The sequence below is a fragment of the Streptomyces sp. NPDC058671 genome (assembly GCF_042716475.1).
GTDB lineage: Bacteria > Actinomycetota > Actinomycetes > Streptomycetales > Streptomycetaceae > Streptomyces.
In genome coordinates this window covers 1-25,707 of sequence record NZ_JBHXSA010000012.1, presented here as the reverse complement: position 1 = coordinate 25,707, position 25,707 = coordinate 1, and the positions used below count along the sequence as shown (strand labels likewise).

Here is a 25,707-nt window from a genome sequence, read left to right as displayed (position 1 = left end):
CCCTTCCGACGCCGGTCGTTACCGGCGTCCGTGGACACGGACGTTGGCCGCGGACAGATACAGGGCGTTCTTCAACTGGAACGGCGTCAACCGGGGGTGACTCGACAGGATCCGCGCGCACAGCCCCGTGATGAACGGTGTGGCGAAGCTGTTCCCGGAGCTGCGGATCGACGTGCCGCCGAGCCACGCCACCCGGACCCGCTGGCCCGGGGCGAAGAACTCCACCGGCGGCTCCGGGTTGTAGAGGTGGAGGTCCGGGTCGTCCTCCTGGTGGCTGCCCACCGAGATCACCGAGGAGAAGCGCCACGGGAAGCTCTCCACATGGGTGTTGTGCGCCGAGGCGACGATCACCGTCTGCTGGAAGTACGCCTCGTCGGCGAGGCGGCGCAGCTCCTCCACGAAGCGGTCGCTGCTGGTGGACAGGCTGAGGTTCACCACGTCGAAGCGCTGCCGCACGGCCCACCGGATGCCTTCGAGCAGGACGTCACCGCTGCCGGAGAAACGTTCTCCCAGTACGCGGACGCTGGTCAGCTCGCAGTCCGGCGCGGTACGCCGGATGATCCCGGCGCAGGCGGTGCCGTGACCACAGGTGTCGCCCTCGTCCGTCTCCTCGACGTGGACGCCGTCGTCGTCCTTGAAGACGCGCCACGACCCGTCGACCCGGCCGACCATGGGGTGGTCCCGCTCGACCCCCGAGTCGACGACGCAGACGCGTACGCCACGGCCCGTACCCCCGAGGAGCCCGGGGCCGCCCCCGTCCGGGTCCGGCGGCCCGTCGGCCTCCACGGGCACATCCGCGGGCCCCCGCCCCCGCAACCCCCAGGTGAGCCCGGCCGCCGACCGCCGACCGGTCGTCATCGGGGGGCCTTGTGGGGGGCGGGGCGGGAGGTTGCGCGGGGGACGGTTTCGCCCGGGGCGGGGCGGGCGGTCTGGCCGGGGGCGGGGTTGGCGGTCTCGCCGGGGGCGGGGCGGGCGGTCTGGCCGGGGGCGGGGCTGGCGGTCTCGCCGGGGGCGGGGCTGGCGGTCTCGCCAGAGGCGCGGACGGTGGCATCGCCCGGTGCGGGGAGGGCGGCGGTGGCGGCGGTCGACCCGGAGGCGGCTACGGATCGGGGTCCGAGGCCCGGCCACGGGCCGGATCCGGTGGCGGATTCGGGTCCGAGGACCGGCCACGGACCGGATTCGGTGGCGGATTCGGTGGCGGATCCGGGTCCGGAGCGAGGTTCGGGTCCAGGCCCAGGACCATGTTCGGGTCCAGGGCCGGGCCGGGGGGCGGGCTGGGGGCGTGGCTCGGTCACGGCCTCAGGTCCGGGGGTCGGGCCGGGTTCGGACCCGGATTCGAGGCAGGGCTCGGGGCCGGACTCCGGGCCGGTCGCGGGACGGCGTGCGGGGCCGGACTCCGGGCCGGACGGGGGGCGGCGTGCGGGGCCGGGCTCCGGGCCGGACGGGGGGCGGCGTGCGGGGCCGGACTTCGAGCCGTTCGCGGGACGGTGGGCGGGGCACGGCTCGGGGCCGGTCGTGGGGCGGCGTGTGCCGGACACCGCCTTGGTCACGGCCTCCGCCTGGCGTACGGCGGGGAGGTGGCCCTTCGCCGCGAAGTACGCGCGGGCGCGTGTCGCCGCATCGGAGGCCTCGGCCGGGTGTCCGAGCACGAGCTCCGTACGGGCGAGGTCAAGGGCGGCGAGGCCTCGCACGATGGGCGAGTCGGTACGGGCGGCGGTGGCGAGCGCTCGGGCGGCCAGGCGGGTGGCGGCCGTGGACTGCCCCCGTGCCGCGGCGATCCGGGCACGCAGACCGTCGAGGTCGGCCGCCTCGGCGCGCGGCCGGGCCGCTTCGGCCCGCGTGCCCTCCAGTTCGGCGAGGGCGGCGTCGGCGGTACGCCAGTCCCCGAGGTCCAGCCGGATGCGGGCGGTGTCAAGGAGGGCACTGCGCAGCAGGGCCGTGGCGCCCAGTTCCCGTGCCGAGGCGGCCGCCCGCTCCAGACTCAGGAGCGCCTGGTCCGGGCGGCCGGCCAGGTCGGCCACGGTCGCGGCGAAGATCGGCAGGAACGCGTCGGCCTCGGCGTACCCGAGCCGTTTCGCGAGTTGCTCCGCCTCCGCGAGGCAGGCCAGGGCCCCGTCACGGTCGTCGTGAAGGGCGAGGAGTACGGCCAGGGGACAGTTGAGCGTCAGTCGTACGGCCCGGCGTCCGGCCCCCTGGTCGGTGAGGAGTTCGCGGCAGCGGGCGACGGCGTCCGCGACGGGTTGGGGGCCGCGCCACAGCGAGACGCCCGTCGCGCCGAGGGCGGCGGCCCGCTCCGGCTCCGCGTCCGCGCGTACGGCGTGGTCGAGCGCGCGGGCGAGCAGCCGTTCCGCCTTCCGGTGCCGGCCCTGTTCCTGGGCGCCCTGGGCGAGCCTCAGGCAGGCCTTGGCCTGGCCGAGGTCGTCGCCGGCCGCGGCGAAGACCGGAAGGGTGGCGCCCGCGGCTTCGGCGGGGGTCTCGCCCCTGCCGGCGGACGGGCCGACGGAGGCCAGGGCGAGACGGGCGTGGGCGGTCTCCACGACGGCCTCGGACACCGCCGCACCGCCGGGGGCGCCGGGGGGCGAGCCGTCGGGCAGGGGCCCGTGGGGGGTGGCGGAGCGGGCCGCCGATGTGTCGTCGGGGCGGGCGCCCTCCGCGCCGGTGAGCGCGTTGCCGGGCGGGGCCGTCGGGGCCCCGGCCGGCGGCGTGCTCGGGGTGAGTTCCGCCAGTAGGGCTTCCAGCAGGGCTCTGCCTTCCGCGCCGCGGCCCAGGTCGAGGAGTGTCTGACCGAGACGTCGTCGGGTCGCCGTGCCGCCCGGCTCGCCGGGCGCGTACCGGGCCGTGGCTCTCGACAGGAGGTCGGCGGCCCACACCGGGTCGGCGTGGGCGAGCGCCAGCCGTCCGGCCTCGGCCAGCGCGTCGGCGGCGCGGCGGCGCAGTCCGTCGGTGTGGGGGTCCTGGGCGCCCAGCTCGACCCGGTAGCGGTAGGCGTGGTCCAGATGGGCGCCGACCGCCGCTCCGCCCCGTTCACGGACCGAGTCGAGGCGGGCCGCCCGTTCGTGCCGGTCGGCCCGGTCCATCTTGGACTGGCTGGCGTAGACGACCTCCTGGATGAGCCCTCCGGCGAAGCGGAACGCCTCTCCGTCCGGCCGGATCAGGCGGTGCAGGACCAGCCGGTGCAGGGTGGACCGGACCTCGGAGCCCGTCCACGCCTCCGCCGCATGTGCGGCGAGCGCGGTCAGTTCGTCGGCGGTGAAGTCGCCGCCCAGGACGGACGCCACTCCGAGGGCCCGGTGTTCCGGCGGGTCGAGCGCGTCGATCCGCGCGCCGATCAGGGCCTGGAGCTGGAGCGGAACACCGTCCGCCTCCACCTGGTTCCCCGCGAGCAGCAACTGCTCCAGGTGCAGTGGATTCCCGCCCACCCGTGCCAGGACCCGTGGTCCGAGCGGCTCTCCGCCCGCCACTCCCCCGGTGAGCTCGGCGGCCAGGAGCTGGGCCTCCGCGTCGGAGAGTCCACCGAGCGGCACGGCGTCCTGGGCCAGTTCGGGCCGGGTGTCGAACAGGTGCGGTCGGGTGAGGAGGACGATGAGGACGGCGGCGTCGGTGAGTGCCCGCAGCAGCCGTTCCAGGGTGTCGAAGAGCGGTTGCGCGGCCCAGTGGCAGTCGTCGATCACCAGCACGACGGGCTCCGTCGCGGACAGCTCGGCGAGGACCTTGGCGAGCGCCGCGCAGGTGTCCGCGGGTGAGGGTGTGGGCGTCCCGTCCAGGAGCAGTCCCCCGTCGAGGAGGTCCAGTTCGGGCGAGGGTGCGGGCCTGCCGCAGGTTTTCAGCAGGTCGGCCACGGCGTCGGCGAGCGGTCCGAGGCTGGGCTGTTCGCCACGTGCCCGGCAGCGTCCTACTCCGTGACGCGGGCGGGCAGCCGCGGCCGCGGCCATGGCGCTCGTCGCCGTCACCATGGGCGCCTTCGCCCTCGGCCCCGCCACGATAGGCGCCTTCGCCCTCGTCCCCGTCACCCTCGGTGGCTTCGTCGCCGCGGTCCGGTGGATCCACTCGCGTACGAGCCTCGTCTTGCCCTGGCCCGCCTCGCCTCCGACCACCAGGCGGCCGGCCCGGCGCTCCCCTACCACCCGGGCCAACGCCCTTTCCAGTACGGCCAGTTCGTGGGTCCGGCCCACGAAGCCCAGGTCGAAGCGTCGCAGCCTCTCCGGGTCCTCCTCCTCGTCCGCCCCGAGCAGGAGGTGCGCGTGGACACGGTCGCTCTTGCCCTTGAGCAGCAGCGGGCCCCTGTCCGCCGTCCGGACGCCCGGTCCGGCCGCCGCCAGGGTGTCGGATCCGATGAGGATCTCCCCCGCGGCGGCGTTCTGCTCCAGGCGAGCGGCGACGTTGACCGCTTCCCCGGAGACCATCGCCTGCCGCAGGGTCGCCGAACCCGTCACCACCTGACCGGTGTTGACGCCGATGCGCATCTCCAGGCGTACGCCGACGGCCTGCTCCAGCCTGGCGTTGAGCCCGGCGAGCGCCTCGCGCATGGCGAGGGCCGCCGCGAGCGCCCGGCGGGCGTCGTCCTCCCGTACCGTCGGCACGCCGAAGACGGCCATCACTGCGTCGCCGATGAACTTCTCCACGGTGCCGCCCTGGTCCTCGATCCGCAGCCGCATGAGGTCGAACCAGCGGAGCGTCACCGAGCGCAGGGTCTCCGCGTCCAACGTTCCGGAGAGGGCCGTGGAGCCGACCAGGTCACAGAAGAGGACGGTCACGACCTTGCGGCCGGTCGGTTTGGCCATGGCCGGCCCGGGGGTGCTCGGACTGCCGCACGAGGGGCAGAACCGGGCGCCGGGCGGCAGTGCGCTCCGGCACGAGGGGCAGGGCATGGGTTCCTCCGGTGGACGGCGGGGCTGCGGGGCTGCCGGGCTCAGAACAGGGCGCCGCCCGCCACGTCTGCATGGGCCTGTACCTCGGGCGCGGCCGCGTCGAGTCGTCCTCTGATGTCGACGAGCAGGGCCAGTTCCTCACGGGTGAGCGCGCGCAGCACCTCGTGCTGTTCGTCGCTGAGGGCGTCGACGTCGAAGCCCGCGGCGGCGAGCGCCTCCACGGTGGGTTCGGAGAGGGGACCGGAGGACGGCGGTCCGGAGGAGGCGGAGTCGGCGTCGTACGGCGTGTCGGCGTCGGTCACGGGTGTCCTCCGGGGGCCGTGGCGAGGGAGAGGAAGAGCCGGGTGAGCAGATGGGTGGTGTGCAGCGCGCTGACGGAGACGGCGGTCCGCCGGGCCGGGGTCGGCGCGAGTGCGTCCAGTACGCGGTAGAGGTCGTCGAGGTGGCCTCCGTCGAGCTCCGCGTGCTCCCTGAGGGTGCGGAAGGCCGCGTCGGGGAACCCGGTGGTCGCGGCGAGGCGGTCGGCGAGCCGCGGTCCGGGCGCGTTGCCCTCCAGGACCGCGATGTATCCGAGCAGGGCGACGGGGTGCTCGTGCTCGATCCGGTAGTACTGCGCGCCGGCGAGTTCGACGGCGACGGGGTGGGCCACGGCGTCCGGTTCGGCACCGGTGGCGGCAAGGTCCTGGAGCAGCCAGAGATCGTGACCGCGCTCCTCCTCGGCGTGGCGGTCGCAGTACGCCGCGAGCAGGGGCGCGGCCGGGTCGTCCAGCTCGGCGCACCGGGCGGCGGCGCGCTGGAGGAGCGGCACCGAGGCCCGTACGAGCGGATGCATGGCGGCCAGGTAGCGCGGATAGCGCTGTCGCAGCCCGTCCGGTCGCCACAGGGACGCGATCGCGGCCCGCAGCACGGGCGCGGTGGGCGTCAGTGTGGTCCTGAGCGCGAGGGACGCGGTGGTGTTCATCGGCGGCTCCACGTGGTCATGAGGTGCGGTACGCGTCCGCGGCTCCAGGTCGTCATCGGGTGCCGCACGCGTCGACCGGCGGCTCCGCGTACGCGTCCGCGGCTCCACGTGGTCATCGGCTGCTCCGCTCCCGCGCGGGCGGCGACTCGACCAGGTGGGCGTAGCGGGCGCAGCCGAGGCGGCGTACCAGGGCGGTGGGTCCTGCGGCCAGTTGCTGCTGGGTGTTGAGCCGGTCGAGCACCTCGCCGACCCGGCCGGCGGCGTCGCGGGCCGCGCCCGCGAGGACCTCCGGGCGGTCGGCGAGCCCGTGACAGCTGCGGCAGTAGCCGGCCGGGGCGGGCGAGGTCGCGTACCGGGTGTGCAGCCGCTGGGGGCCGACCGTCCGCAGCATCCGCAGCACCGGTGAGCCGAGGGAACGGGCGCGTACGGCCGGCCAGTCGTCCTCGGCGATGTGGCCGAGCCGCAGGTGCGGGGGCACGGGGCGCCGGTCCACCGTCCACTGGTTGCAGCAGGCCGCGACGGTCCCGTCGAAGGCGACGACCGGCCAGGCGGCGAGGGCGCACGGCGCCGTCACGGAGCCGCCGGGTCCGGGCGGTGTCGTGCGGACGAGGCCGGCGGCGCGGCCGAGCGGGCGGACCTCGTTGACCAGCAGAGGCACCCGGTCGGCGAAGACGCGGCGGATGTCCGCGACCGCTTCCGCCAGGTACGGGTCGTCGGGGCCGGTTCCGGTGAGGTGGACGCTGACGGGGGTCCCGGCGTCGAGGACGGACCGCAGGACGCGGAGCACGTCCGCGCGCGGGACCTCGCGCTCGTGGTGGACGTCCAGGCTCGCCGAGAAGTGGTCGAGGGCCGTGATCGCCCGCATGATCCGGTCCGGGACGTGCCCGTCACGGGCGAAGAACATCCCGCTGAGCAGTGCCGTCCGGGAACCCGCCTCGCGCGCGCGTCCCGCCAGGCGGACGACCAGCTCCGGCAGCAGCAGCGGTTCGCCTCCGGTGAGCATGACCACCTCCGGGCGGTCCTCCGTCCCGAACGAACCGACGAAACGCAGTAGTTGCTCGGGGTCGGGCCGTTCGGACACCGAGAGGGAGGAGTCGGTGGAGCAGTGGGCGCAGCTCAGGGGGCAGCGGCGGGTGAGTGCCACCAGGAGGCCGCCGCAGGGCACCGGCCGCAGGCCGATCAGCTCCGCCAGGTCCACGTCTCCTCCTCCGTACGCGGGGCGTCGCCCGGATTCCCTTGCGCAGGGCGTCGCCCGGATCGTGGCGCGGGGCGCCACACTTCCGGTTCGGGAACACCTGGTAATCGGTTAAGTGCCAGGTCAGGGTGGGCACGGAGGGCCGGTCCCGGCGGGCCGGGCGGGCGAGCGGGGCGGGCGACGGGGCGCCCGGCCGGGTTCCCGCGCTGTTCCGCGCTCCCGTCGACGCCCCATACCGGCCTCCAACCGACGACCAGGCGTTCCCATACCGGGCATCCGTACGTTCATTCCCAGCCGGCGCAGCGACGCCGCCGACCAAGGAGGACGAACATGCCCGAGAACACGAACCCGAAGCCGATCGAGGACGAGGACATCGAGGTCGTCGCCCACAGCGAGGACGAGGAGGCCGAGGCCGGCTGCATCGTCAACAACTCCAGCGACCTCTCCTGACCGAGGTCGTCGAGGTCTGAAGCACCGCGCGGGCCACTCGGCTTCCTGGCAGATCCTGCCAGGAGCCGGGGGGCCCGCGGCCCACTTCGGCGCTCATCAGGCCGCCCGGCCCTCCGGCCGACCCCGTGCCGCGCGGCTGGGCGACCCCGGGCGCCCCACGGCCGTCCACCCGCCCGGACCCCGACCGGCCGGCCGCACCCCGGCCATGCACCCGGCCCCTCACCGACCGGCCGTCCATTCGACCCTGACCGACCGCCCGGTCCCCGGCCGCGCACCGGTCCCTGGCCGCGCACCGGCCCCGGGCCGTCGACCCGGCTCCCGGCCGTCCACCCGGTCCACCGACCACCCCGCCCGCCATCGCCCGAGGGAGCTCGCACGTCGTGAAGATCCTGCTCTGCCCGCTCAGCGACGGCGGCTACCTCTACCCGACGATCGCGGCCGGACGTGAACTGCGGCGCCGTGGCCACCGGGTCAGCGTGCTCGGACGGTCCGCAGCCGCTCCCGTCGCGGCGGAAGCCGGACTTCCGTTCGCGGCCGCCGAGGACTTCGGCGGGCGACGGGCCTTCTCCGCCACCTGGTGGGGGAAGACCGGCCCGGCGCAGTACCGGGCTACCCTGCGCGCCGCCAAGGACGCCGACGCCGACGTGCTCGTCACCTCCGTGCTCTGCAACGGCGCCCTGCTGGCCGCCGAGACACTGGACCTTCCGGTGGTCGTGGTCGGGCTCTCGGTCCATCTGTGGGACTACCGGACCGGCGGCGACGACGAACCACACCTGGGCAGGACCCGGGCGAGCAGAACCCTCGACTGCCGGCGCATCCACACCGCCACACGCGAGGAGGTCGGCCTGGCGGGGCGCGCGCCCCGGTGGGCGGACGATCCCCTGCCCGGCGACGCCCTGCTGCTGCGCGGGGACCCGGCCCTCGAGTACCCGGGCGCGGAACTCCCCGAGCGCGTGACGCACGTGGGCCCGCTGGCCTGGGAACCGAAGGCGGACCCGGCGGAGGTCGAAGCGGTCGCGGACCACGTGGCGCGGTCCGGGAAACCCGTCGTCTACGTCCACCTGGGCCGCTTCTTCGGGGGGAACAGCCTGTGGCCCCGGCTCAACGAGGCGTTCACGGCCGGCCCGTTCCAGGCCGTGGTCGAACAGGGCAGGTCCACCGAGCCCCGGCCCGCACCGGACGCCGACATCCTGCTGGTCCGCAAGCCGTGGATGGGCCCGCTCGTCGATATGGCCGGGACGGTGCTGGCCAACGGCACCTCCGCTCCGGTACTGGCCGCGCTGCTGCGCGGCCGGCCCCTCGCACTCTCTCCCAACGGCTCCGAGCAGCCGCTGCTCACCGGCGCGTGCGTACGGGCCGGTGTGGCCGTGCGCGTCCCGAACACCCCGTCCGCCGACCCGTCGGCGCTGATCGAGCGGGCGTGGCGCGACGACGGCCTGCGGAGCCGCGCCCGAGCGCTCGGCGCCCGGCTGGCCGCGCCGGACGGCCCGGCGCGCGCCGCCGACGTCGTCGAGCGCGTCGCCCAGGCATCCGCAACCCCGAAGGAGGACCATGAGTACGCGATCAGCCGGCCTCGATGAGGCCGTGACGAGTCTGTCCGCGGGTGTGCGGCACTGGATCGGTCAGCACGCCGGATTTCTCGACTCCCCGGCCGGCCGCGCCGAACTGCCGGTGACCCCGCGCGTCAAGGCACTGCTCCAGCTCGCGCTGCTCCGCCGCCACTGGGGGTACGCGGCGCCCGACGATTCGGTCCTCACCGAGGTGACGGGCGTGGTCGAACGGGCCTGGGGGCGGCCGGACTTCCCGGAGCTCCTCACCCTCGACCGCCGGTACGCGCGGCAGTTCGAGCTGATGTACGCGGCGCTGGCCCCGGTCGGGGCCGGTGGGGACGCCCCGGGCGCCGTGGTGGCCCGACTGGCGGCCGACGGCTACCTGGCGCCGCGCCGGAAGTCGCCGTACCTCCAGCTGGAGGCCCGGTACCACGCCGATCTCGCGGGCGCCGAGCACTGCTTCGCCTCGTACCGCGAGCTGTACGAGACCAGCGTGCCGGCCCGTGCCGCCGCGATGCCGGTGCCCGATCTCGACGTGTGCGTGGTCACCCACACCGTCTTCTACCTCGGTGACTTCGGCCTGCGGGATCCCGGGCTGACCGAGGAGGAGCGGGGGCGGCTGCTCGGCGTCGTGGAGCGGCTCACGGAGCGCTGCGTGGGACTCGGCGAATGGGACCTCGTGGGCAAGCTGCTGCTCGCCCAGTTCTGCCTGGGCGCGGATCCGCTGGGCACCCCGTCGGGTGCGGCCGGATTCCGGATGCTCGCCGAGGTGCAGGCGCCGGGCGGCGCGATCCCCGGACGGTCCGTCGTCCGACGGGCTCCGGCGGACGCGACGCCCGTGGACTTCTTCCGGAGGTCCTACCAGGCGACCCTGGTCACGGCGCTCGCGACGCTGATCGTCACGAGCGGCCGCCGGGCCGGGGGGCTTTCCACAGCGGGGGCGACGACAGGAGGGGCCCGATGACCACGGACCAGGCGATGACCACCGACCAGGCCGTGCGCACCGACCAAGCAGGGCGCACCGACCCGGTCATGTCCACGGGCCGGACGTCGACCGCCGGCCGGGCCACGACCGCCGACCGCGCCGTGACCGCAGGCCGGACCACGACCACCAACCGCGCCGAGGGGCCCGGCCAGGCGATGACCACCAGTTCCGTCCCCTCCGGTGCGCGCCTCCTGCGGGGTGAGCGTGACTGGTGGTTCCTCGGGCCCGGCGGGGTGGCCCGGCTCGGGGACCGGCACGTCACGGCCGACGGCGTCCTGCGCCCGGAGGCGGCGGACCGGCTGCGCGACAGCGGCATGTTCACGCCCGCCCGCGTCAGGGCGTACGCCCTGACCGTGCTCACCAGCACCCACTGCAACCTGGGCTGCGGCTACTGCTTCCAGAACACCGCGCAGGACGAGGCGGGCGGCAGCCGGCCGCCCCGGATCGCCAGGACCCGCCTCAGTTCCGCGACGATCACCTCGATCCTCGGCTTCACCGAGCGGCAGATGGCGGCCGTCGGCCTGGAGAAGCTCAGGATCCTCCTCTTCGGCGGGGAGCCGCTCCTCAACCCTCGCGGCTGCCTGGAACTCCTGGAGCGGGCCGCGGACATCGCGCCGACCTCGGCCTGGATGATCTCCAACGCGACGCTGCTCACCCCGTCCCTGGCCCGGCGCCTCTCCGACCGCGGTCTGACGTCCATCCAGGTCACCTTCGACGGCGACCGCGCCGATCACGACCGGATCCGGGTCGGCAGGGCGGACGGCAGCGGGACCTTCGACAAGATCGTCCGCAACATCGTCAAGGCCTCCGAGGTGTCCCCCATCCAGTGGACGCTGCGGGTCAACGTCTCCCAGGAGACCTTCCACGGCGTCGACGCGCTCATCGACCGGCTCGTGGGGGCGGTCGACCCCGCGCGGTGCACCCTGTACTTCGCCCGGGTCGGCGACGTGGGCGTCGGGTACGCCAACAGCCTGCTGCACACCGGTGAACTCTCCGCCGCCTTCACCCGGTGGCAGCGCCGGGCCCTCGACCTCGGCTTCACGGTGAGCCGCCCCGGCGCCCGGAAGACCTGCGTGACCTGCGGTCACGCCGACGGTCGCTACGGGGCGGTGGTGAGCGCGGACGGAACCCTGGCCAGCTGCTGGGAGACCGCGGGCAAACCCGACTGGGAGGTGGGTACCGTCGCCGACGGCTACCGGACAGGCGCGGAGACCCGGGACCGGTGGATCGCCTGCCAGGACCTGTACCGCTTCGACGAGAACGCGCGGACGCTGGCGCGGTTCCGTGACGTCGTGGACACGGCCCTGCTCGACCATCTGCACGAGACGGGGCGCCTGTAGCCATGGCCTCGCCCCTGGAGCGGCTCTCGGCCGGCGCGCTCGGCTGGCTGGGAAGGAACCTGGACCACTTCGATCCGTTCTCCGCGAGCGCCGGGACCTCGGCCCGCGGCCGGGCGAAGGCCGCGCTGGAACTGGCGCTGCTCTGCCACTGCGCGGACCGCCCGGGCGGCTCCCCCGACGCGCTCGACGGGGCGACGGCCCTGGTCCGGAAGCTCTGGCAGCACCCGGACCTTCCCCGGCTGTTCGACGAGGACCCCGCGTACACCCCCACGTACGGGCTGGCCTTCGCCGCGCTGGCTCCCGACGGGATCGACGACACCGTGTGCCGGGACACGCTCGCCAGGCTGGACCCCGGTTTCCTCTCGTCGCCGGGGAGGTCGGCGTACCGGCGCATCGAACTCCGGTACTACGCGGACAAGGCCGGTGTCCGCCACGCCATCGAGCCGTACGCCGAACTCGTCCCCCTGAGCCCGCTGGTCGCGCTCCGCGCCGCCGGGCCCGGGGACACGACGGGGCCGGACGAGGCACCGCTCACCACCCCGGAGGCGTACGCGCTGACGCACACCGGCTTCTACCTCGGGGACTTCGGCCGGACCGTGCCCGTCCTCACCGGCGGTGAACGGGCGCACGCGGAGGGCCTGGTCGACCGGATGCTGGGGCACTGCGTCGCGCACGACCGGTGGGACCTGGCCGCGGAACTCGTCCTCACGCAGTACATCCTGGGGAGCGATCCGCTGCGCACGCCCTCGGGATCCGCCGCCGTGGAGTGCCTGGTGCGGGCCCAACGGCCCGACGGCGCGGTCCCCGGACGGTCCGCGGCACTCGCGGCGGCGCCGTCCGCGCCGCCCGGGGAGTTCTTCCGGAAGGCGTACCACACGACCCTGGTGACCGCCCTCATGGCGCTCGCCGTCGCGTCTCCGAGGCCGTCATGACTCCACGGCTGACACTGATCAACCGCGACTACACCCGGCTGTGGTTCGGCCAGGCCGTCTCGTCCGTCGGCGATGCCGTCTTCAGCACCACCCTGGTGCTGTGGGTGGCGACCGTGCTGGCGAAGGGCGAGACATGGGCGCCGATGGCGGTCAGCGGGGTGCTGATGGCGTCGAGCGCCGCCGTCCTCGTCATCGGACCGCTCGCGGGCGTGTTCGTCGACCGCTGGGACAAGCGGGCCACGATGCTGCTCAGCGAAGCGGTCCGAGGCGTGCTCGTGGCCGTGCTGACCGTCGTCTCGTTCCTGCCGACCGACGCCCTCCCCACGGGCGTCTGGCTCGCCGTCGTCTACGCGACGGTCCTCCTGCTGCACGCGGCCGGCCAGTTCTTCTCACCGGCGCGCTTCGCGATCCTCGCGGACCTGGTCACCGGGGACGCCGACCGCGCCCGCGCCGCCGGCATCGCGCAGGCGACCGGTGAGACGGCGTGGATCATCGGGCCTCCCCTCGCCGCGCCCCTGCTGTTCACCGCCGGACTGCAGTGGGCGCTGCTCTTCAACGCCCTGTCGTACGCGGTGTCGTACGTCGCCGTCCGCTCGATCGGGACGGGTCCCGGGGCCACGGCTCCGGACGGACGGAGTGCGGCGCGGAAGTCCGCCAGGACGCCGAAGGGCGGTCTGCGGCGGGAGTTCACGGACGGGCTGCGCTTCTTCGCCCGCAGCAGGTTCCTGGTCGCACTGCTCCTGCTCGCCGTCATCGGCCAGTTCGGCATCGGCGCGCTCAGCACCCTCAACGTCTTCTTCACCACCGACAACCTCCACGCGGAGGCCCATCTCTACGGGTACGTCGGCATGGCCATGGGCATCGGAGGCATCACCGGCGCGCTGTGCGCGGGCCGGGTGGTGCAGTGGTTCGGGGCCCGGCGGAGCACCTGGATCAGCCTTCTCGTGAGCGGTGTGCTGCTCGTCGCGTACTCCCGGCAGGGCGGATTCCTCGCCGGAGTCGCCCTGCTGTTCGTCTTCACGGTCCCGCTCACCGTGCTGAACACCGCGATGGCACCGCTGCTGCTCGCGGCGGCGCCCCCGGAGTACCGGGGGCGGGTGATGGCGGTGTTCTACCCGGTGACGAAGTTGGCGTCGATGCTCTCGGCGGTCCTGTCCGGCTGGCTCGCGGGTTCCGTGCTCCACGGTTTCACGGGCTCCTTCGGGGGTCTCCGCTTCGGCCCCATCGACACGATCTTCGCGGTCTCCGGCCTGATCGTCGTGCTGTCCGGGGTCTACGCCTGGCTCTCCCTGCCCGGGACGGAGACCGCGGACGAGACCGTCGCGGACACCGTCGAGAAGGCCGGTGCCGGTACGGCCGCCGCCCCCGCCCGCCGTCCGCCCCACCACGAACGAGGGAGCATCGAGTGACCCGCGACGACGAGCGACCGCCACGGCGCCCGTACCCCCACGCGGAACGGCAGGACGTCGTGGAGGAACTCCACGGGCTGCGGATCCCCGACCCGTACCGCTGGCTGGAGGACGCCGAGGCCCCCGCGACGCTCCGCTGGAGCGCGGAGCAGGAGTCCCTGTACGAGGCGGAGCGCGCGGCCCTGCCCGGTCTGGCGCGCTGGGAGGCGGAGGTCGCGGCGCTCGACGCCGTCGACCGTTCCAGGGCGCCCAAGGTCCGCGGCGACCGGGTCTTCTGGCTGCGGCAGGGCGCCGGCCAGGAGCATCCGGTGCTCGTCGTCACGGAGACCGGCCCCGACGCGGTGGAGCGGGTCCTGCTCGACCCCGGTGCCCTCGACCCCTCCGGGCGTACCGTGCTCGACGCCTGGGAGCCCTCCGTGGAGGGCGACCTGCTGGCCTTCCAGGTGTCGCGGGACGGCACGGAGGACTCGCTGCTCCAGGTGGTCGACGTGGCCACGGGGAAGCTCGTCGACGGGCCGGTGGACCGGGTGCGGAAGTCCTCGGTCGGCTGGCTGCCCGGGGGCGGGGCCTTCTACTACGTCCGGCACCAGGACCCCCGGCTCCACCCCGGCGAGGAGCGCTACCACCGCCGGGTGTGCCTGCACCGGGTCGGCACGTCGCCCGACGAGGACGCCGTCGTCTTCGGTGACGGGCGGAACAGGACCCAGTTCTACAGCGTCTCCGTGACCGCGGACGGCCGTTGGCTCGGTGTGACGGCGACGCTCGGCACCGGCCGCGGCACCGACCTCTACCTCGCCGACCTGACCGCGGGACCGCCCGAGCGGCCGCTGCTCCGGCCGGTCCAGGAGGGCAGGGAGGCCGCGACCCGGCTGCACGCCGTGCCCGGAACGGGCCCCCGGGACCGGGTGTGGCTGCGCACCGACCGCGGCGCCGCCCGAGGTCGCGTCGTCGCCTGCCGGCCGGACGAAATCCACCTCGGCCCCGACGCCTGGCACGAGGTGATCCCGGAACGGCCCGACGCGGTACTGACCCACCTCGTCGTCCTGTCCGGTCCGGAGCCCGGACACCCGCTCGGCCTCGCCGCCTGGACCCGCGACACGGTAGCCGAGGTGACCGTGCACGACCTCGTGGAGGGCCGCCAGGTGGCCACGGTCCCGCTGCCCGGCACCGGCGCCGTCGGTGACTTCTCCGTCGGACCGCCCGGCAGTCACGAGGCCTGGTTCGCGTACACCGACTTCGTCACGCCGACCCGGGTGCTCCGCTTCGACGCGCGCACCTGCCGCGTGACGCGCTGGGAGCGTGACGCCCCGGACGCCCTGCCGGCCGGCGGCGCGGTCACCCGGCAGGTCGCCTTCCCCTCACGGGACGGGACGACGGTCCGCATGTTCGTGATCTCCCCGACCGGGCGGCCGGACGTGCCGCGGCCGACGCTGCTCACCGGGTACGGCGGCTTCGGCCGCACGATGTCGCCCCGCTACCGCGCCCAGGTCCTCGCCTGGGTGAGGGCGGGCGGGGTGTTCGCCTGGGCGGGACTGCGGGGCGGAGGCGAGGAGGGCGAGGCCTGGCACCGCGCCGGCAGCGGAGAGCACAAGCAGAACACCTTCGACGACTTCGCCGCCGCCGCCGACCGGCTGGTCTCGGCGGGCTGGACCGCGCCCGGCCGGCTCGCGATCATGGGCGGCTCCAACGGCGGACTGCTCGTCGGCGCGGCTCTCACCCAACGGCCGGGCACGTACGCCGCCGTGGTGTGCATGGCCCCGCTCCTGGACATGGTGCGCTACGAGCTGTCCGGCCTCGGGCCCAGCTGGACGCCCGAGTACGGCAGCGCCCGGGACCCGGCGATGCTGCCGACGCTCCTCGGGTACTCGCCGTACCACCGCGTCACACCGGGGACCGTGTACCCGGCGGTGCTGCTCACGGCCGCGGACGGCGACACCAGGACCGATCCGCTGCACGCCCGCAAGATGTGCGCCGCGCTCCAGCACGCCTCGTCCGGCCCCGGACCGGTTCTGCTGCGCCTCGAACGCGGCGTCGGACACGGCGACCGGGCCGCGTCCCGCGCGGTGGCACTTCAGGCCGAGTGCCTGGCGTTCCTCGCGAACCAGGTGGGGCTTCCGGCGCCGGACGGGGCGGTGGGGACGGGGAGCTGAGAAGCGGGGAGCTGAGAAGCGGGGCGGAATACGGTCGCGCGGGGGGCCGGTCGGCGCGGGCCTCGCCCGGCCGGACGGGCGCGGGGGACCCCGGTCCGTCGGGGCCTCGCCCGGCCGGACCGGCGCGGGACCCCGGTCCGTGCCGGCCCCCGCGTAGGTGCTCAGCCCGCGGCCAGGACCGGCGTGCCGGACCTGATCCCGCGGGCGTACAGCCGTATCAGGTGCGGCAGTTCGTACAGCGCCGCGTGGGCGGTGACCTCGCCGCCGGGTGAGGTGACCATCCCGGCGTCGATCAGCGCCTCCACCACCCGTACGGCGTGCCGCTCGTCGCACCCGAGGGCCTCGGCCGCCTCGCTGAGGCCGAAGGGGCCGTCGCCCGTGCCCGCCGCGAGGCGTCCCGCGTCCCGGCCGCACTCCCCGGGCAGCGCCTCCCAGCCGTCGGCGAGCCACCGCCGTACGGACACGTCGCCCGAGGTCAGCTCGTCCAGCGCCCCGGCGGGGTCGGTGAGCCGGTCCGCGAACTCCCGCAGCGGTACGTGACGCAGGACCGCCAGCCGCATCCCGCTGACCCTGACGGCGAGCGGCGACCCGCCGCACGCGCGCACGATGCGCAGCGCGGCCTCCCGGTCGGCCCGCACCCGGCTCCCGCCGACGAGCCCGGTGAGCAGCTGGAGCGCCTCCGCGGTGCCGAGCGGCGGGACGGACACCCGGTGGACCGGTGCGAGACCGCCGAGCTGACCGCGTGCGGTGAGCAGCACCCTGCCCCGGCCGCCGCACGGGAGCAGGGCCCGTACGGCGCGTTCCTCCGGCACGTCGTCCAGGATCACCAGGACGCGGTGCTCCGCGAGCCAGTCGCGCCACGCGCCCGGCCCGGAGAACCCCGCCCCGCCCGTCCGTTCGGCGAGCTCCGCGAGCACGGCGGCCTGCGGGCGAGGGGTACCGTCCGCCGCCCGCAGGGACACACAGAGCCGCCCCTCGGCGTACCGGTCACCGAGGAGGTGGGCGGCCCGCACCGCCAGCGTGGTCTTCCCCGCCCCGGCGGGACCGGACAGCAGCACCACCCCCGACGCGCCGTCGTCCTCCAGCACGTCGACGAGATGGCGCAGTTCCTCCCCGTGTCCGGTGAAGTCGACCAGATCGGGCGGCAGGACCACGGGGGCCGGACGGTGGGCGGCGGGGGCCCGAGTCCCGGGCGCGCCGGAGCCGGAGGACCCTCCGCGGTCGTCGCCCGCGAGGAGCGCCCGGTACCGGGCGGCCATGGCGCCGCTCGGCTCCAGTCCCAGCTCCCGGGCGAGGAGCTGCCGGTAGTCGTCGTACACCGCGAGTGCCTCGCCCTGCCGGCCGGAGGCGTGCAGGGCGCACATCCAGGCGGATCTGAGGCGCTCCCGCAGCGGGTGCCGCTCCACCAGGTCCCGCAGCCCCTCGACCACCGCGGGCGCGCCGCCGAGGCCCACCTCCGCCTCGGCCCAGTCCTCGTACACGCTCAGACGGCGCAGTTCGAGTCGCTCGGCCTCCTCGGCCAGCCGGGGAGACTGCCGCAGGTCGTCGCCCAGCGGCGGCCCCTGCCACAGGCCGAGGGCCTTCCGGAGGAGCCGGGCGGCGGGTGCGGGCCGCTGCCCTTCCGCGGCCCGCACGAGGGAGCGGAACCGCAGGAGGTCGAACTCGTCCTCCGCCACGCGCAGCACGTATCCCCCGCCCGTGTGGGTGAGCCGCGGCCGGTCCCCGTCGTCCTCGCCCAGCAGCGCGCGCAGGGCGCTCACGTACACCTGGAGGTTCTTGCGGGCGGTACGCGGCGGTTCCTCCGGCCAGACCGCGTCGGTCAACGCGTCTACGGAGACCGGACAGTTGGCGGAGCCGAGGAGCATCGCGAGGACGACGCGCTGCTTCAACGGGCCGAGGGGCAGCGGCCGGTCGTCCCGGTGCACGGTCATCGGGCCGAGGACGGAGAACCGGAGAGCGCCGGGTGACGCTGCGGGTGGCGCGGACGGACGCGGCATCGAACGAACCTCCGTAGGGGGACGGGAGTTGATCGGTCCGCTCGATGATCCGCCGCCCGGACCCGCCGCACATCGGTGCCGGGCCCGCAGAGTCACGGGACCTGGGGCGGTCGTATGGGGGCCGGGGCCCCCATACGGACGGAGGCGTCCCCCATCCCGGGTCCGCCGACCCCCACCACCACGCTCCGGCGACGCCCCACCCGGGCCGGTCAGGCCGGTCGCGCCCGGGGGACGACACCGGGGGGCGCCGTCCGGTCCTCCGCCCGCTCCGCCGAAAGGGCGCACAGGGCCGAGCGGTCCGCGCAGCCGGTCTTGGCCATCAGGCTCGCCATGTGCTTCTCCACGGTCCGGGGCGAGATGCACAGGCGCTGCGCGATCTGCTGGTTGCCCGGCCGCTCCCCGAGCAGGGCGAACACCTCGTACTCGCGCGGGGTGACGCCCGCCGTGCGCAGCTCCGCGGGGATCCGCTCCCGGCCTCCCCTGCGCTGCGGGACGCTGATCCCCGCCCGGCGCAGTACGGCCCGGCAGGCTCCGGCCACCGGCTGTACGCCCGCCTCGTGGAAGTACTCCTCCGCGGTGCGCAGCCAGGCGACCGGTTCGCCCCAGGAGTCGTCGAGCGCCGCCTCGGCGACGAGCCGCAGGGCGAGGTGCCAGGCCTGCGGGAACACCGCCGCCACGCGTCGGGCCTCCGCCACGGCCCGCCGGGCGCCGTCCGGGTCGCCGTCGCGGCCGCGCAGCACCGCGTCCGCCATGCCGAGGAACATGCGGTTCCAGGCGAGCTGTCCGCCGGGCGAGGCGAGGGCCTCGTGGTAGGCCTCCCGGCCGCCGTCGTCGCCGTCGAGGATCCGCAGCAGCGGGCGGAGTCCGTACCGTCCGCTGAGGTAGAAGAAGCTGGGGTGGTCCCGCTCCCAGGCGGCCACCGCGTCGAGTTCGGCCGCCGCCTTCGTCCGGTCCTCCGCCATCAGCGCGCCGACGGCCTGGCACAGTCCGCGCTGCACGGGGACGAGCATCGATTCCTCGCCGCCCGCGCGGCGGAACCTGACCAGGGCTCTTTCCTGCTCCCGGCTCCTGCCCCGGTGCGCGGCGAGCAGGGCGTCGACGAGGAGGAGATAGCGGTGCGCCGACAGGTTCTGGAGGCGGGCGCTGGCCTCCAGGGACCGTTCGACGATCTCCCGCGCCCGGTCCCACCGTCCGGTCAGCACGCTCTGCATGGCGAGCAGTCCGTCGACGGTCTGGAGCAGGGCGAGCGAGCCGAGTTCGTGAGCCGCCGCGCGGGCGGTCTCCAGCTGGGTCGCCTCGCCCGTCCGCAGGAACGCGTTGGTTCCGAGCCGCACCAGGGCCTCGGCCCGGGACACCGGGAGCCGGTGCTTCTCGGCGACTTCGAGCATCCGCACCAGGCAGGCGTCGGCCTCGTCGAAGCCCCGCTCCCGGGAGAGCAGCGCGAGGAGCTGCCATGCCCGGCAGGCCACCACGGGCCGGTCACCCTGTTCCGCGGTGAGCGCGGCACGCCTGGCGGAACGTTCCGCCTCCGCGAGTCGCTCACGACCCGCCGCGGCGCCCCGGCCCTCCGGGGCGCGTCCCGCGTCCCCGCCGCTCCCTTCGTCCTGATCCGGCAGCAGCGCGAGATGGCCCTCGACCACCACGAGCGCGGCCTCCTGCTCCGGGCTCGGCGCGCCCCCGAAGAGGGCGCGGGCCGCGCGGATACGACTGCGCGCCTCCTCCTGCTGCTCCGCCATGGTCGCGACCCAGGCGACCTGGGTGTGGGCCTGGGCCCGTTCCTCCGCCGCGCGCGACCCCACGGGCACGGGCGGCAGATCGTCGAGGAGCGCGGAGGCCGTGTCCGGCCGCCCGGACTCGGCCTCCGCGATCGCCAGCCGCACGGTGATCGCGTCCCGTTCCTCGTCGGCGGCGAGCCCCCGGGCGCGTTCGAGGAGTACGGCGGCCGAGCCCGACGCACCGGCGTCCAGCATCTGCCGTCCCACCTGGGCGTACTGCCGGGAGGCCGTCACTCTGTCACCCGCCGCCAGCCAGAGGGTCGCCACCAACTGGCGCTCCTCGCCGGACAGTACGCCGGACTCCTCGATCGCGGAGGCGGCCCGTCGGGCCAGGGCCGCCTGTTCGGCCGGCGGCAGCGAGGCCCTGAGGGCGTCCGCCGTCAGGACGTGCCGGAAGGTGTAGTCGTCGTGGGCGGCGCCGTCCGGGGCGATGATCCCCGCCTCGGAGGCGGACCGGAGGTGGGCGAAGAGCGCCCGGTCGTCGAGCCCCGTCACCGCCCGCAGCGCCCCGACGGAGAATCGGCCGCCCAGCGTGGCCGCGATGAGCAGCAGGTCGCGCACGGGTTCGTCGAGCCGGTCGAGCCGGCGCGCCCAGCTGCGGACGGCGCCCGTCGGCACCGTCGCCTCGCCCTGATCGGCGAGCTGCCACCAGCCCTGGGCCCTGCTCAGCCGCCCCGTGTCCAGCAGGTCGGCCAGCAGGACCTCCACCAGGTACGGGTTCCCGCCCGCCCGCTCCGCGAGGTGCCGGTGCGCGGCCGACGGCACCTCGCCGGGCCCCGCGTCCAGACACGCGTCCACCATGTCCCGTACGGCGAAGGCGTCGAGGGGCTCCAGCTCCCTTACCGACGCGGTGTTGCGGAGTTCGGCGGCGAGTGCCAGGTCGAGGGCCGGGCCGGGGTCCGGGCGCAGTGTGCCCACCAAGAGGACCGGCAGGTCGGCCACGTTGTCGACGACGTACTCGACGACCGCGATGGTCTCGGTGTCGGAGTCGTGGAGGTCTTCGAGGAGGATCACGCACCCGCGCTCCCGGCCGAGCACCGCGAGGAGTCTGAGAAGCGCCTCCGCCATCTCGACCAGCGAGATCGCGTATCCGGGCGCCCCCGTGCCGGCCCGCCACTCGGGCACGAGCCCGGCCAGCGCGGGGCGGTACGGGACGAGTTCGGGGTCGTCCGGGGCGCCGGCCGCCCGGAACCGTGAGGACAGCGCCTCGATCAACGGCCGGAAGGGTACGACGAGTCCGGTGGACGTGGCGCGGCCGCGAAGCACCGGCATGTGCCGGTCGTACGCGCGTAAGGCGCACTCGCCGGCCAGCCGGGATTTGCCGATCCCCGCCTCGCCGACGAGGAACACCGCCCGTCCGGCCCCCCTTCGGACGCCCTCCAGGGCATCGTCAAGGAGCCCGATCTCGGTTTCCCGCCCCACGATGACCGACGACGTCGCTCGCATGGGCGCAGGTTACTTGCTCCTTTTCCCTCACGGCAGGGGGCCGGGGATCACCCCGGCCCCCGCTCGTTCCGTCCAGGCGACATCCAGGCCAGGTCGCCGACTCTTTCCGGACAGGGCCTGGGACCGCGGAACGGTGTCGGTGGTGTCAGGAGAGGGGGATGGTGCCGGTGGTGTACGGCATGTCCAGGGAGGCGGCGGCGTCGAGACCCGACGTACCGAGCAGCCTGCTGCGCAGCCCGAGGGCGCCGCTCGCTCCGAACGTCACCTCGCCCACGGGGTGCTCCTGGAGCGAGGTCTCCGCGCCGGCGCCGCCGTCGACGTACATCACCGAGTCACTGATCTGCATGAGTCCTCACTCGTCCTTGGTGTCCGCAGGAGTGGTGGTCGTGCCGGGTGGTGCGGTGGAGCGCGGTGCGGGGCGGTGCGGTGTGGCGGATGGTGCGGTGGGGCGTTCTGTGGGGTGGTCACGGCGGGCGGCGGTCGTGGGCGGCTACGGGCCCGGGGCGGACGTCCGCAGGAGAAGCAGGGACGGTACGCGCTCCGGGAAGCCCGCCCGGAGGAGTCCGTGGCCGATTCCCGCGAGGCCCGTCAGGAGCCCGGGGTGGGCGACACCGTCCGGCGCTCCGCTCCGGGCACCGGTCTCCTCCACGGACGCGAGGAGCGCCCCGGCCCTGCGGATCCAGTGCGGGCGGGCCTCCGGGAGCGCGTGGTGGCCCAGCAGTTCGCACAGACCCGCTTCTCCGTGGCACAGGCTGTCGTCAGGGGCCTGCCGCTCCCGGCCCAGTTCCTCGACGGCCTCGCGGGACCAGGCCGCCAGGTACGGATCGTCGAGGGCGCCCGGTGCGTCCAGTACAGCGAGCGCGATACCGGCGCGTCCCCGGCACCAGGCCGAGGCCCGGGCGGCCTCTCCTCCGGATCCCACGGCGGGCGGGTCGACGGGGGCACCCCCGTGGTCCCCGTCGACGGCCGCCCGCAGCGCGGCCAGGCCCGCGACCCGATACCGGCCACCATCCCGGCCCCGGGACCCGCGGTCGGCGCGGGCCCGGGCCGGTGCCTCGACCTTGGCTCCGGTCACGGCCACGGTTCCGGTCACGGCCACGGCCACGGCTCCGGTTCCGGTTCCGGTTCCGGTTCCGGTTCCGGCCAAGGCGCCTGCTTCGGCGTGGACTCCGGCTTCGGTTCTCACCCCGGCCCCGGCTCCCGCTTCGGTCCCCCCTCCGATCTCGGTTCCGGCTCCGGCCTCCGCTTCGGCTCCGGCTTCGGTTTCGGCGAAGCGCAGCAGGGCCCAGCCGATTCCGGCCGCACCGGTCGTGAAGCCTCGCCCGGCGGCCGTGGGACCGGCGGTGAGCAGCCGGTCAGCGCAGGCGCGCGCGGCCCGCCAGGTCTCGCGTGCCTCGCCGCCGGTACCGGAACCCGAACCGACGGGGTACGGGCCGCGACCCGCTCCGTGGGCAGCGAGCAGGGCGGCGAGCCCGCCTGCGACGCCCGCGCCCACCCCGTACTCCCGTTCGACCTCCGCCGCCGCCCCGGCGAGGCGGAGGGCGGCGGACGCCCATGAGCCGATCGCCGGGTCGTCCAGCAGCCGTGCCGTCTCTCCGAGGGCGTACGCGATGCCGCCGAGCCCGGAGAAGGCGCCCGAGCCCACCGCGCCGAGGTCGTCGGGGCGGGCGGTCAGCACGTCGAGCAGGCGCGGCACCGGCGCGAGGGCCGTCCTGGCCGCCTCCGCGTAGTGTGCGGCGCCGGTGAGCGCCGCCAGTTGGGCGAGGAACAGGGCGGGGCCGGTGTAGCCGCCCGCCAGGTCCGCCGGCATCGGGCCGATCCGCCAGTAGCGGTCGTCCAGGAGTTCGAGGCCGATCCAGTTGCTGCGGGGGCCTTCGCGGTACGCGAGGGAGACCAGCTGGTCCCCGACGGACCGGGCCGCCGAGAGGAGCCGCTCCGGCTCGGGGGCGCGCTCGGCCGTACGGGTGCGGCGGCCCGGGGCGGGCCGGTGCGCGGGCGTGCGGGAGGTCGTCGCCATCGCGGCGCGCACGATCCGCTCCTGGTCCTGTCGGTCGACCGTGTCCAGGGCGGCGAGCTTCGCGGCGACGCGGGCGGCCCCGGGCAGGTCCGTACGGCCGGCCGGCGGTCGCTCGGGCGCTCCCCACAGAAGGTTCCGGCCGGGTCGGGCGGTGAACAACGGAACGTCTCCGGACCAGAGTTGGGCGATCTCCTCGATGACGAGTCCTGGTGTGAGGACCGTGCCGAACGCGTCGGTCCCCAGGGTCTCGAAGACCCGTTGCCGGGCGTCGGCGTCCTTCAGGAGATCGGGATGCGTCGACTCGTCGAGCAGCGTGCTGTACATCCAGGTGGGACGTACCACCACGCGTACCTCGTCCTCGGCGAAGGCCGCCAACAGGCCCGTGTCATGCAGGAGTTCCTTCCGGGCGGCGCTGAGCGCGGTGTATCCGGCGCGGAAGCCGGCGCAGAGCGCGTCGATGTGGGCGCCCGGTTCGACGGGCGCGCCGTCGGCCAGTCGGGGCCGGTTGGCGGACTCGCCGAACGTTCCCGCCCTGCGGACCAGGCGCATCCGGTCGGTGCCGGCGTCGGCCCAGTCCGCCCGCGCCACGGGCGAGACGGCCTCGTGGCCGCCGCCGACGGCTGACACGTCCAGAGCGCCGTGGTCGCCCACGAGGAGCTGGGGCAGCAGTCCCACCCGGTACACGGAGTCGTGGAGTGCGCGGGCCGCCGGGTCCTCGGTGGCGGCGGCTCCCGGCAGCGGCGGGTGGAACAGGGTCTCCACGTCGACGAGGACCGGGTGGGCGCCGACGGCGATCAGGTTCTCGTGGTGCAGGTCGGTTCCGTCGAGCAGGTGCAGCAGCGCGAGGAGCGCACCCTGGCGGCCGTAGAACGCCTCGACCTCTTCGACGGCGGCGCAGGGACGCGCGGCGACGAACTCCACCCAGCCGTAGCCGCCCCGGTCGAGCAGCCGCAGCGTGCGGAGGTCGGGGACGTCGGGCAGCTGGTTGAACCACGTGACGACATCGTTGAAGTGGCGGTGCGCGGCGAGCGGACGAGGTTTGTAGACGAGTCGGGTGCCGTCGGCGAAGCGCAGCAGCAGCACGCCGCGGCCGCCCCGGTGCCCGTCGCCCGCGCCGGTCTCGACGCCGACGAGCGTCCTCGGCCCTGCGCCGGAGCCCCGCAGGAGATCTGCGGTCAGCCGGTCGTGGTCGTCGGCGAGGCGCTCCAGGGCCTCGGCGACGGCGGCCGCGGTGTCGAGGGCCGTCCGTCCGAGGATCCGGGCGAGTACGGGCCTCCCGGCCAGCAGGGCCGCCAGGCCGCGCCGGGACGCCGTACGCCCCAGGAAGTCCCGGAACCGGGCGTGCGGGTCGTCGCCGTCGAGGCGTCCGGCGGTCCGCGCCTCGTGCAGTTCGAGGACCAGCGTCCGCGCCGCGGCCCGCGCGAGTCTGCCGCTGAGCTGCCGCTCCAGGTCGCCCCGTACGGCGGCGACGTCCACGAGGTCGCGCGCCGTCGCGGACAGGCCGCGCTCCAGCCGCTCCCCCGCCAGGACGGTGAAGGGCCGCAGTATCCAGGCGAAACCGCTCAGTCCCGGGTACTCCTGCGCGGGGGCGACGGCCTCCTCGGGTGCGGCGGCGGTCGCCGCCTCGGTGAACGCGGCCCAGTCCGGACGCGGCCCGCTCCCGTCCCCGCTCTCGGTCCCGTTCGCGTCCCCGCTCTGGTTCCCGTTCGCGTCGCCGGAGACCTGCCCGGCCTCCCACCACCGCCGGACGGCCGACAGCGAAGCCTCGGCCCGCCCGTGTCCCGCCTCCGCCGCCATCGTCCCTCCTCCGCCACCCGGCCCAGCGCTCGGTGCCCGCACTGATCCTGGTACGGACGGCGCCCGCGGGGCATGGGGGAAGGCCCCCCATGTTCTCGACCCCGTCCCCGGACCGGTTCGAGGGCCGGGGGCCGGGGCCGGGGAGTCAGGACGGGCGGCGTCGGACGGCTCGCGCGCGGTGACCGGTTCCCGCACCCGCCGGGCTCCCCTTTCGCTGCATCCACCAGCGCCCGTCGGCCACCTCCGCGGACCCGGGACGCATGGGAGGACGAGGTCGGGGCAGGCGGACCGTGGGCGGGACAGGACGTCCGCCCGAACCGAAACGGAGTCCGTACCGACATGGAGTCCGTACCGACACGGAGAAGGGAAGGACGACGGAGAGCACCTCGTCGTCCTCCATCGACCGGAGGAGTTGTTGTTCGCGTGACTGGGAATGCGTGGAGCTACGGTTCGACCTCGGGCCACCTGGCCGGCGCGGTCCTGACCGGATACAAGGTCGAGGCGACCGACGGCAGCATCGGCAAGGTCGACAAGCACTCCGACGAGGTCGGCGACGCCTACCTGGTGGTCGACACCGGCGTGTGGATCTTCGGCAAGGAGGTCCTCCTCCCCGCCGGTCTCGTCTCCCGCATCGACCCGGAGGAGCAGAAGATCTACGTCGACTGCTCCAAGGAGCAGGTGAAGGACTCCCCCGAGTTCCACCGGGAGACCCACCTCGGCGACGCCGACTACCGCGACCAGCTGGGCACGTACTACCGCCCCGGCGGTCTCGTCTGATCCGTCGCCCGGATCGGCGCATGACGGCGGGGCCCGAACTCCATGAGTTCGGGCCCAG

The 25,707-nt window shown here is 75.1% G+C and carries 16 protein-coding genes; 7 read left to right on the top strand and 9 right to left on the bottom strand.

Going from position 1 to position 25,707, the window contains the following annotated elements; translation table 11 throughout:
* Nucleotides 1–18: 18 nt before the first annotated feature.
* From ACFWV2_RS16905 to ACFWV2_RS16885, 5 genes are all read right to left on the bottom strand, one after another.
* The gene (locus ACFWV2_RS16905; RefSeq protein WP_384405799.1) at nt 19–858 is read right to left on the bottom strand and encodes a S8 family serine peptidase; all 840 of its coding nucleotides are present in this window, start codon (nt 856–858) and stop codon (nt 19–21) included.
* Nucleotides 855–4,868, bottom strand: coding sequence for an adenylate/guanylate cyclase domain-containing protein (locus ACFWV2_RS16900; protein ID WP_384405798.1), 4,014 nt, complete (start codon nt 4,866–4,868; stop codon nt 855–857). Before ACFWV2_RS16900 ends, ACFWV2_RS16905 begins: the two co-directional genes overlap by 4 nt.
* Nucleotides 4,869–4,909: 41 nt before the next feature.
* Nucleotides 4,910–5,170 (bottom strand): aroma-sacti cluster domain-containing protein, encoded by a 261-nt coding sequence (locus ACFWV2_RS16895; RefSeq protein ID WP_384405797.1) that lies wholly within the window; start codon nt 5,168–5,170, stop codon nt 4,910–4,912.
* Entirely contained in the window at nt 5,167–5,829 is a 663-nt protein-coding gene (locus ACFWV2_RS16890) for an iron-containing redox enzyme family protein (protein ID WP_384405796.1), read from the bottom strand. Before ACFWV2_RS16890 ends, ACFWV2_RS16895 begins: the two co-directional genes overlap by 4 nt.
* 112 nt (nt 5,830–5,941) lie before the next feature.
* Entirely contained in the window at nt 5,942–7,027 is a 1,086-nt protein-coding gene (locus tag ACFWV2_RS16885; protein WP_384405795.1) for a radical SAM protein, read from the bottom strand.
* Between the two features lie 827 nt (nt 7,028–7,854).
* Between ACFWV2_RS16885 and ACFWV2_RS16880 the strand changes: the two genes are divergently transcribed.
* The 6 genes from ACFWV2_RS16880 (at nt 7,855) to ACFWV2_RS16855 (ending at nt 15,840) form a co-directional block, all read left to right on the top strand.
* The gene (locus tag ACFWV2_RS16880; protein ID WP_384405794.1) at nt 7,855–9,054 is read left to right on the top strand and encodes a glycosyltransferase; all 1,200 of its coding nucleotides are present in this window, start codon (nt 7,855–7,857) and stop codon (nt 9,052–9,054) included.
* Nucleotides 9,026–9,988 carry a DUF6895 family protein gene (locus tag ACFWV2_RS16875; protein WP_384405793.1) on the top strand — a complete coding sequence of 321 codons (963 nt, stop codon included), beginning with the start codon at nt 9,026–9,028 and terminating at the stop codon, nt 9,986–9,988. The genes ACFWV2_RS16880 and ACFWV2_RS16875 overlap by 29 nt, the downstream gene beginning before the upstream one ends.
* 176 nt (nt 9,989–10,164) lie before the next feature.
* A complete protein-coding gene (locus ACFWV2_RS16870) occupies nt 10,165–11,349 on the top strand; it encodes a radical SAM protein (RefSeq protein ID WP_384405952.1) in 1,185 nt (394 codons plus the stop codon).
* A 2-nt stretch (nt 11,350–11,351) separates the two neighbouring features.
* Entirely contained in the window at nt 11,352–12,281 is a 930-nt protein-coding gene (locus tag ACFWV2_RS16865; protein WP_384405792.1) for a DUF6895 family protein, read from the top strand.
* On the top strand, nt 12,278–13,690 hold the full coding sequence (locus tag ACFWV2_RS16860; RefSeq protein ID WP_384405791.1) for an MFS transporter: 1,413 nt from the start codon (nt 12,278–12,280) through the stop codon (nt 13,688–13,690). Before ACFWV2_RS16865 ends, ACFWV2_RS16860 begins: the two co-directional genes overlap by 4 nt.
* Nucleotides 13,687–15,840 (top strand): prolyl oligopeptidase family protein, encoded by a 2,154-nt coding sequence (locus ACFWV2_RS16855; protein WP_384405790.1) that lies wholly within the window; start codon nt 13,687–13,689, stop codon nt 15,838–15,840. The genes ACFWV2_RS16860 and ACFWV2_RS16855 overlap by 4 nt, the downstream gene beginning before the upstream one ends.
* Before the next feature lie 161 nt (nt 15,841–16,001).
* On the opposite strand, the gene ACFWV2_RS16850 is transcribed toward ACFWV2_RS16855, so the two are convergent.
* The 4 genes from ACFWV2_RS16850 to ACFWV2_RS16835 form a co-directional block, all read right to left on the bottom strand.
* A complete protein-coding gene (locus ACFWV2_RS16850; RefSeq protein ID WP_384405789.1) occupies nt 16,002–17,837 on the bottom strand; it encodes a BTAD domain-containing putative transcriptional regulator in 1,836 nt (611 codons plus the stop codon).
* A gap of 209 nt (nt 17,838–18,046) precedes the next feature.
* Entirely contained in the window at nt 18,047–21,058 is a 3,012-nt protein-coding gene (locus ACFWV2_RS16845; protein ID WP_384405788.1) for a helix-turn-helix transcriptional regulator, read from the bottom strand.
* A gap of 145 nt (nt 21,059–21,203) precedes the next feature.
* Nucleotides 21,204–21,404, bottom strand: a complete 201-nt coding sequence (locus ACFWV2_RS16840) for a hypothetical protein (RefSeq protein WP_384405787.1) — start codon at nt 21,402–21,404, stop codon at nt 21,204–21,206.
* 144 nt (nt 21,405–21,548) lie between these two features.
* A complete protein-coding gene (locus ACFWV2_RS16835; protein WP_384405786.1) occupies nt 21,549–24,872 on the bottom strand; it encodes a type 2 lanthipeptide synthetase LanM family protein in 3,324 nt (1,107 codons plus the stop codon).
* A 423-nt stretch (nt 24,873–25,295) separates the two neighbouring features.
* On the opposite strand from ACFWV2_RS16835, the gene ACFWV2_RS16830 reads away from it, so the two are divergent.
* A complete protein-coding gene (locus ACFWV2_RS16830; RefSeq protein WP_384405785.1) occupies nt 25,296–25,649 on the top strand; it encodes a PRC-barrel domain-containing protein in 354 nt (117 codons plus the stop codon).
* Nucleotides 25,650–25,707: the final 58 nt, after the last annotated feature.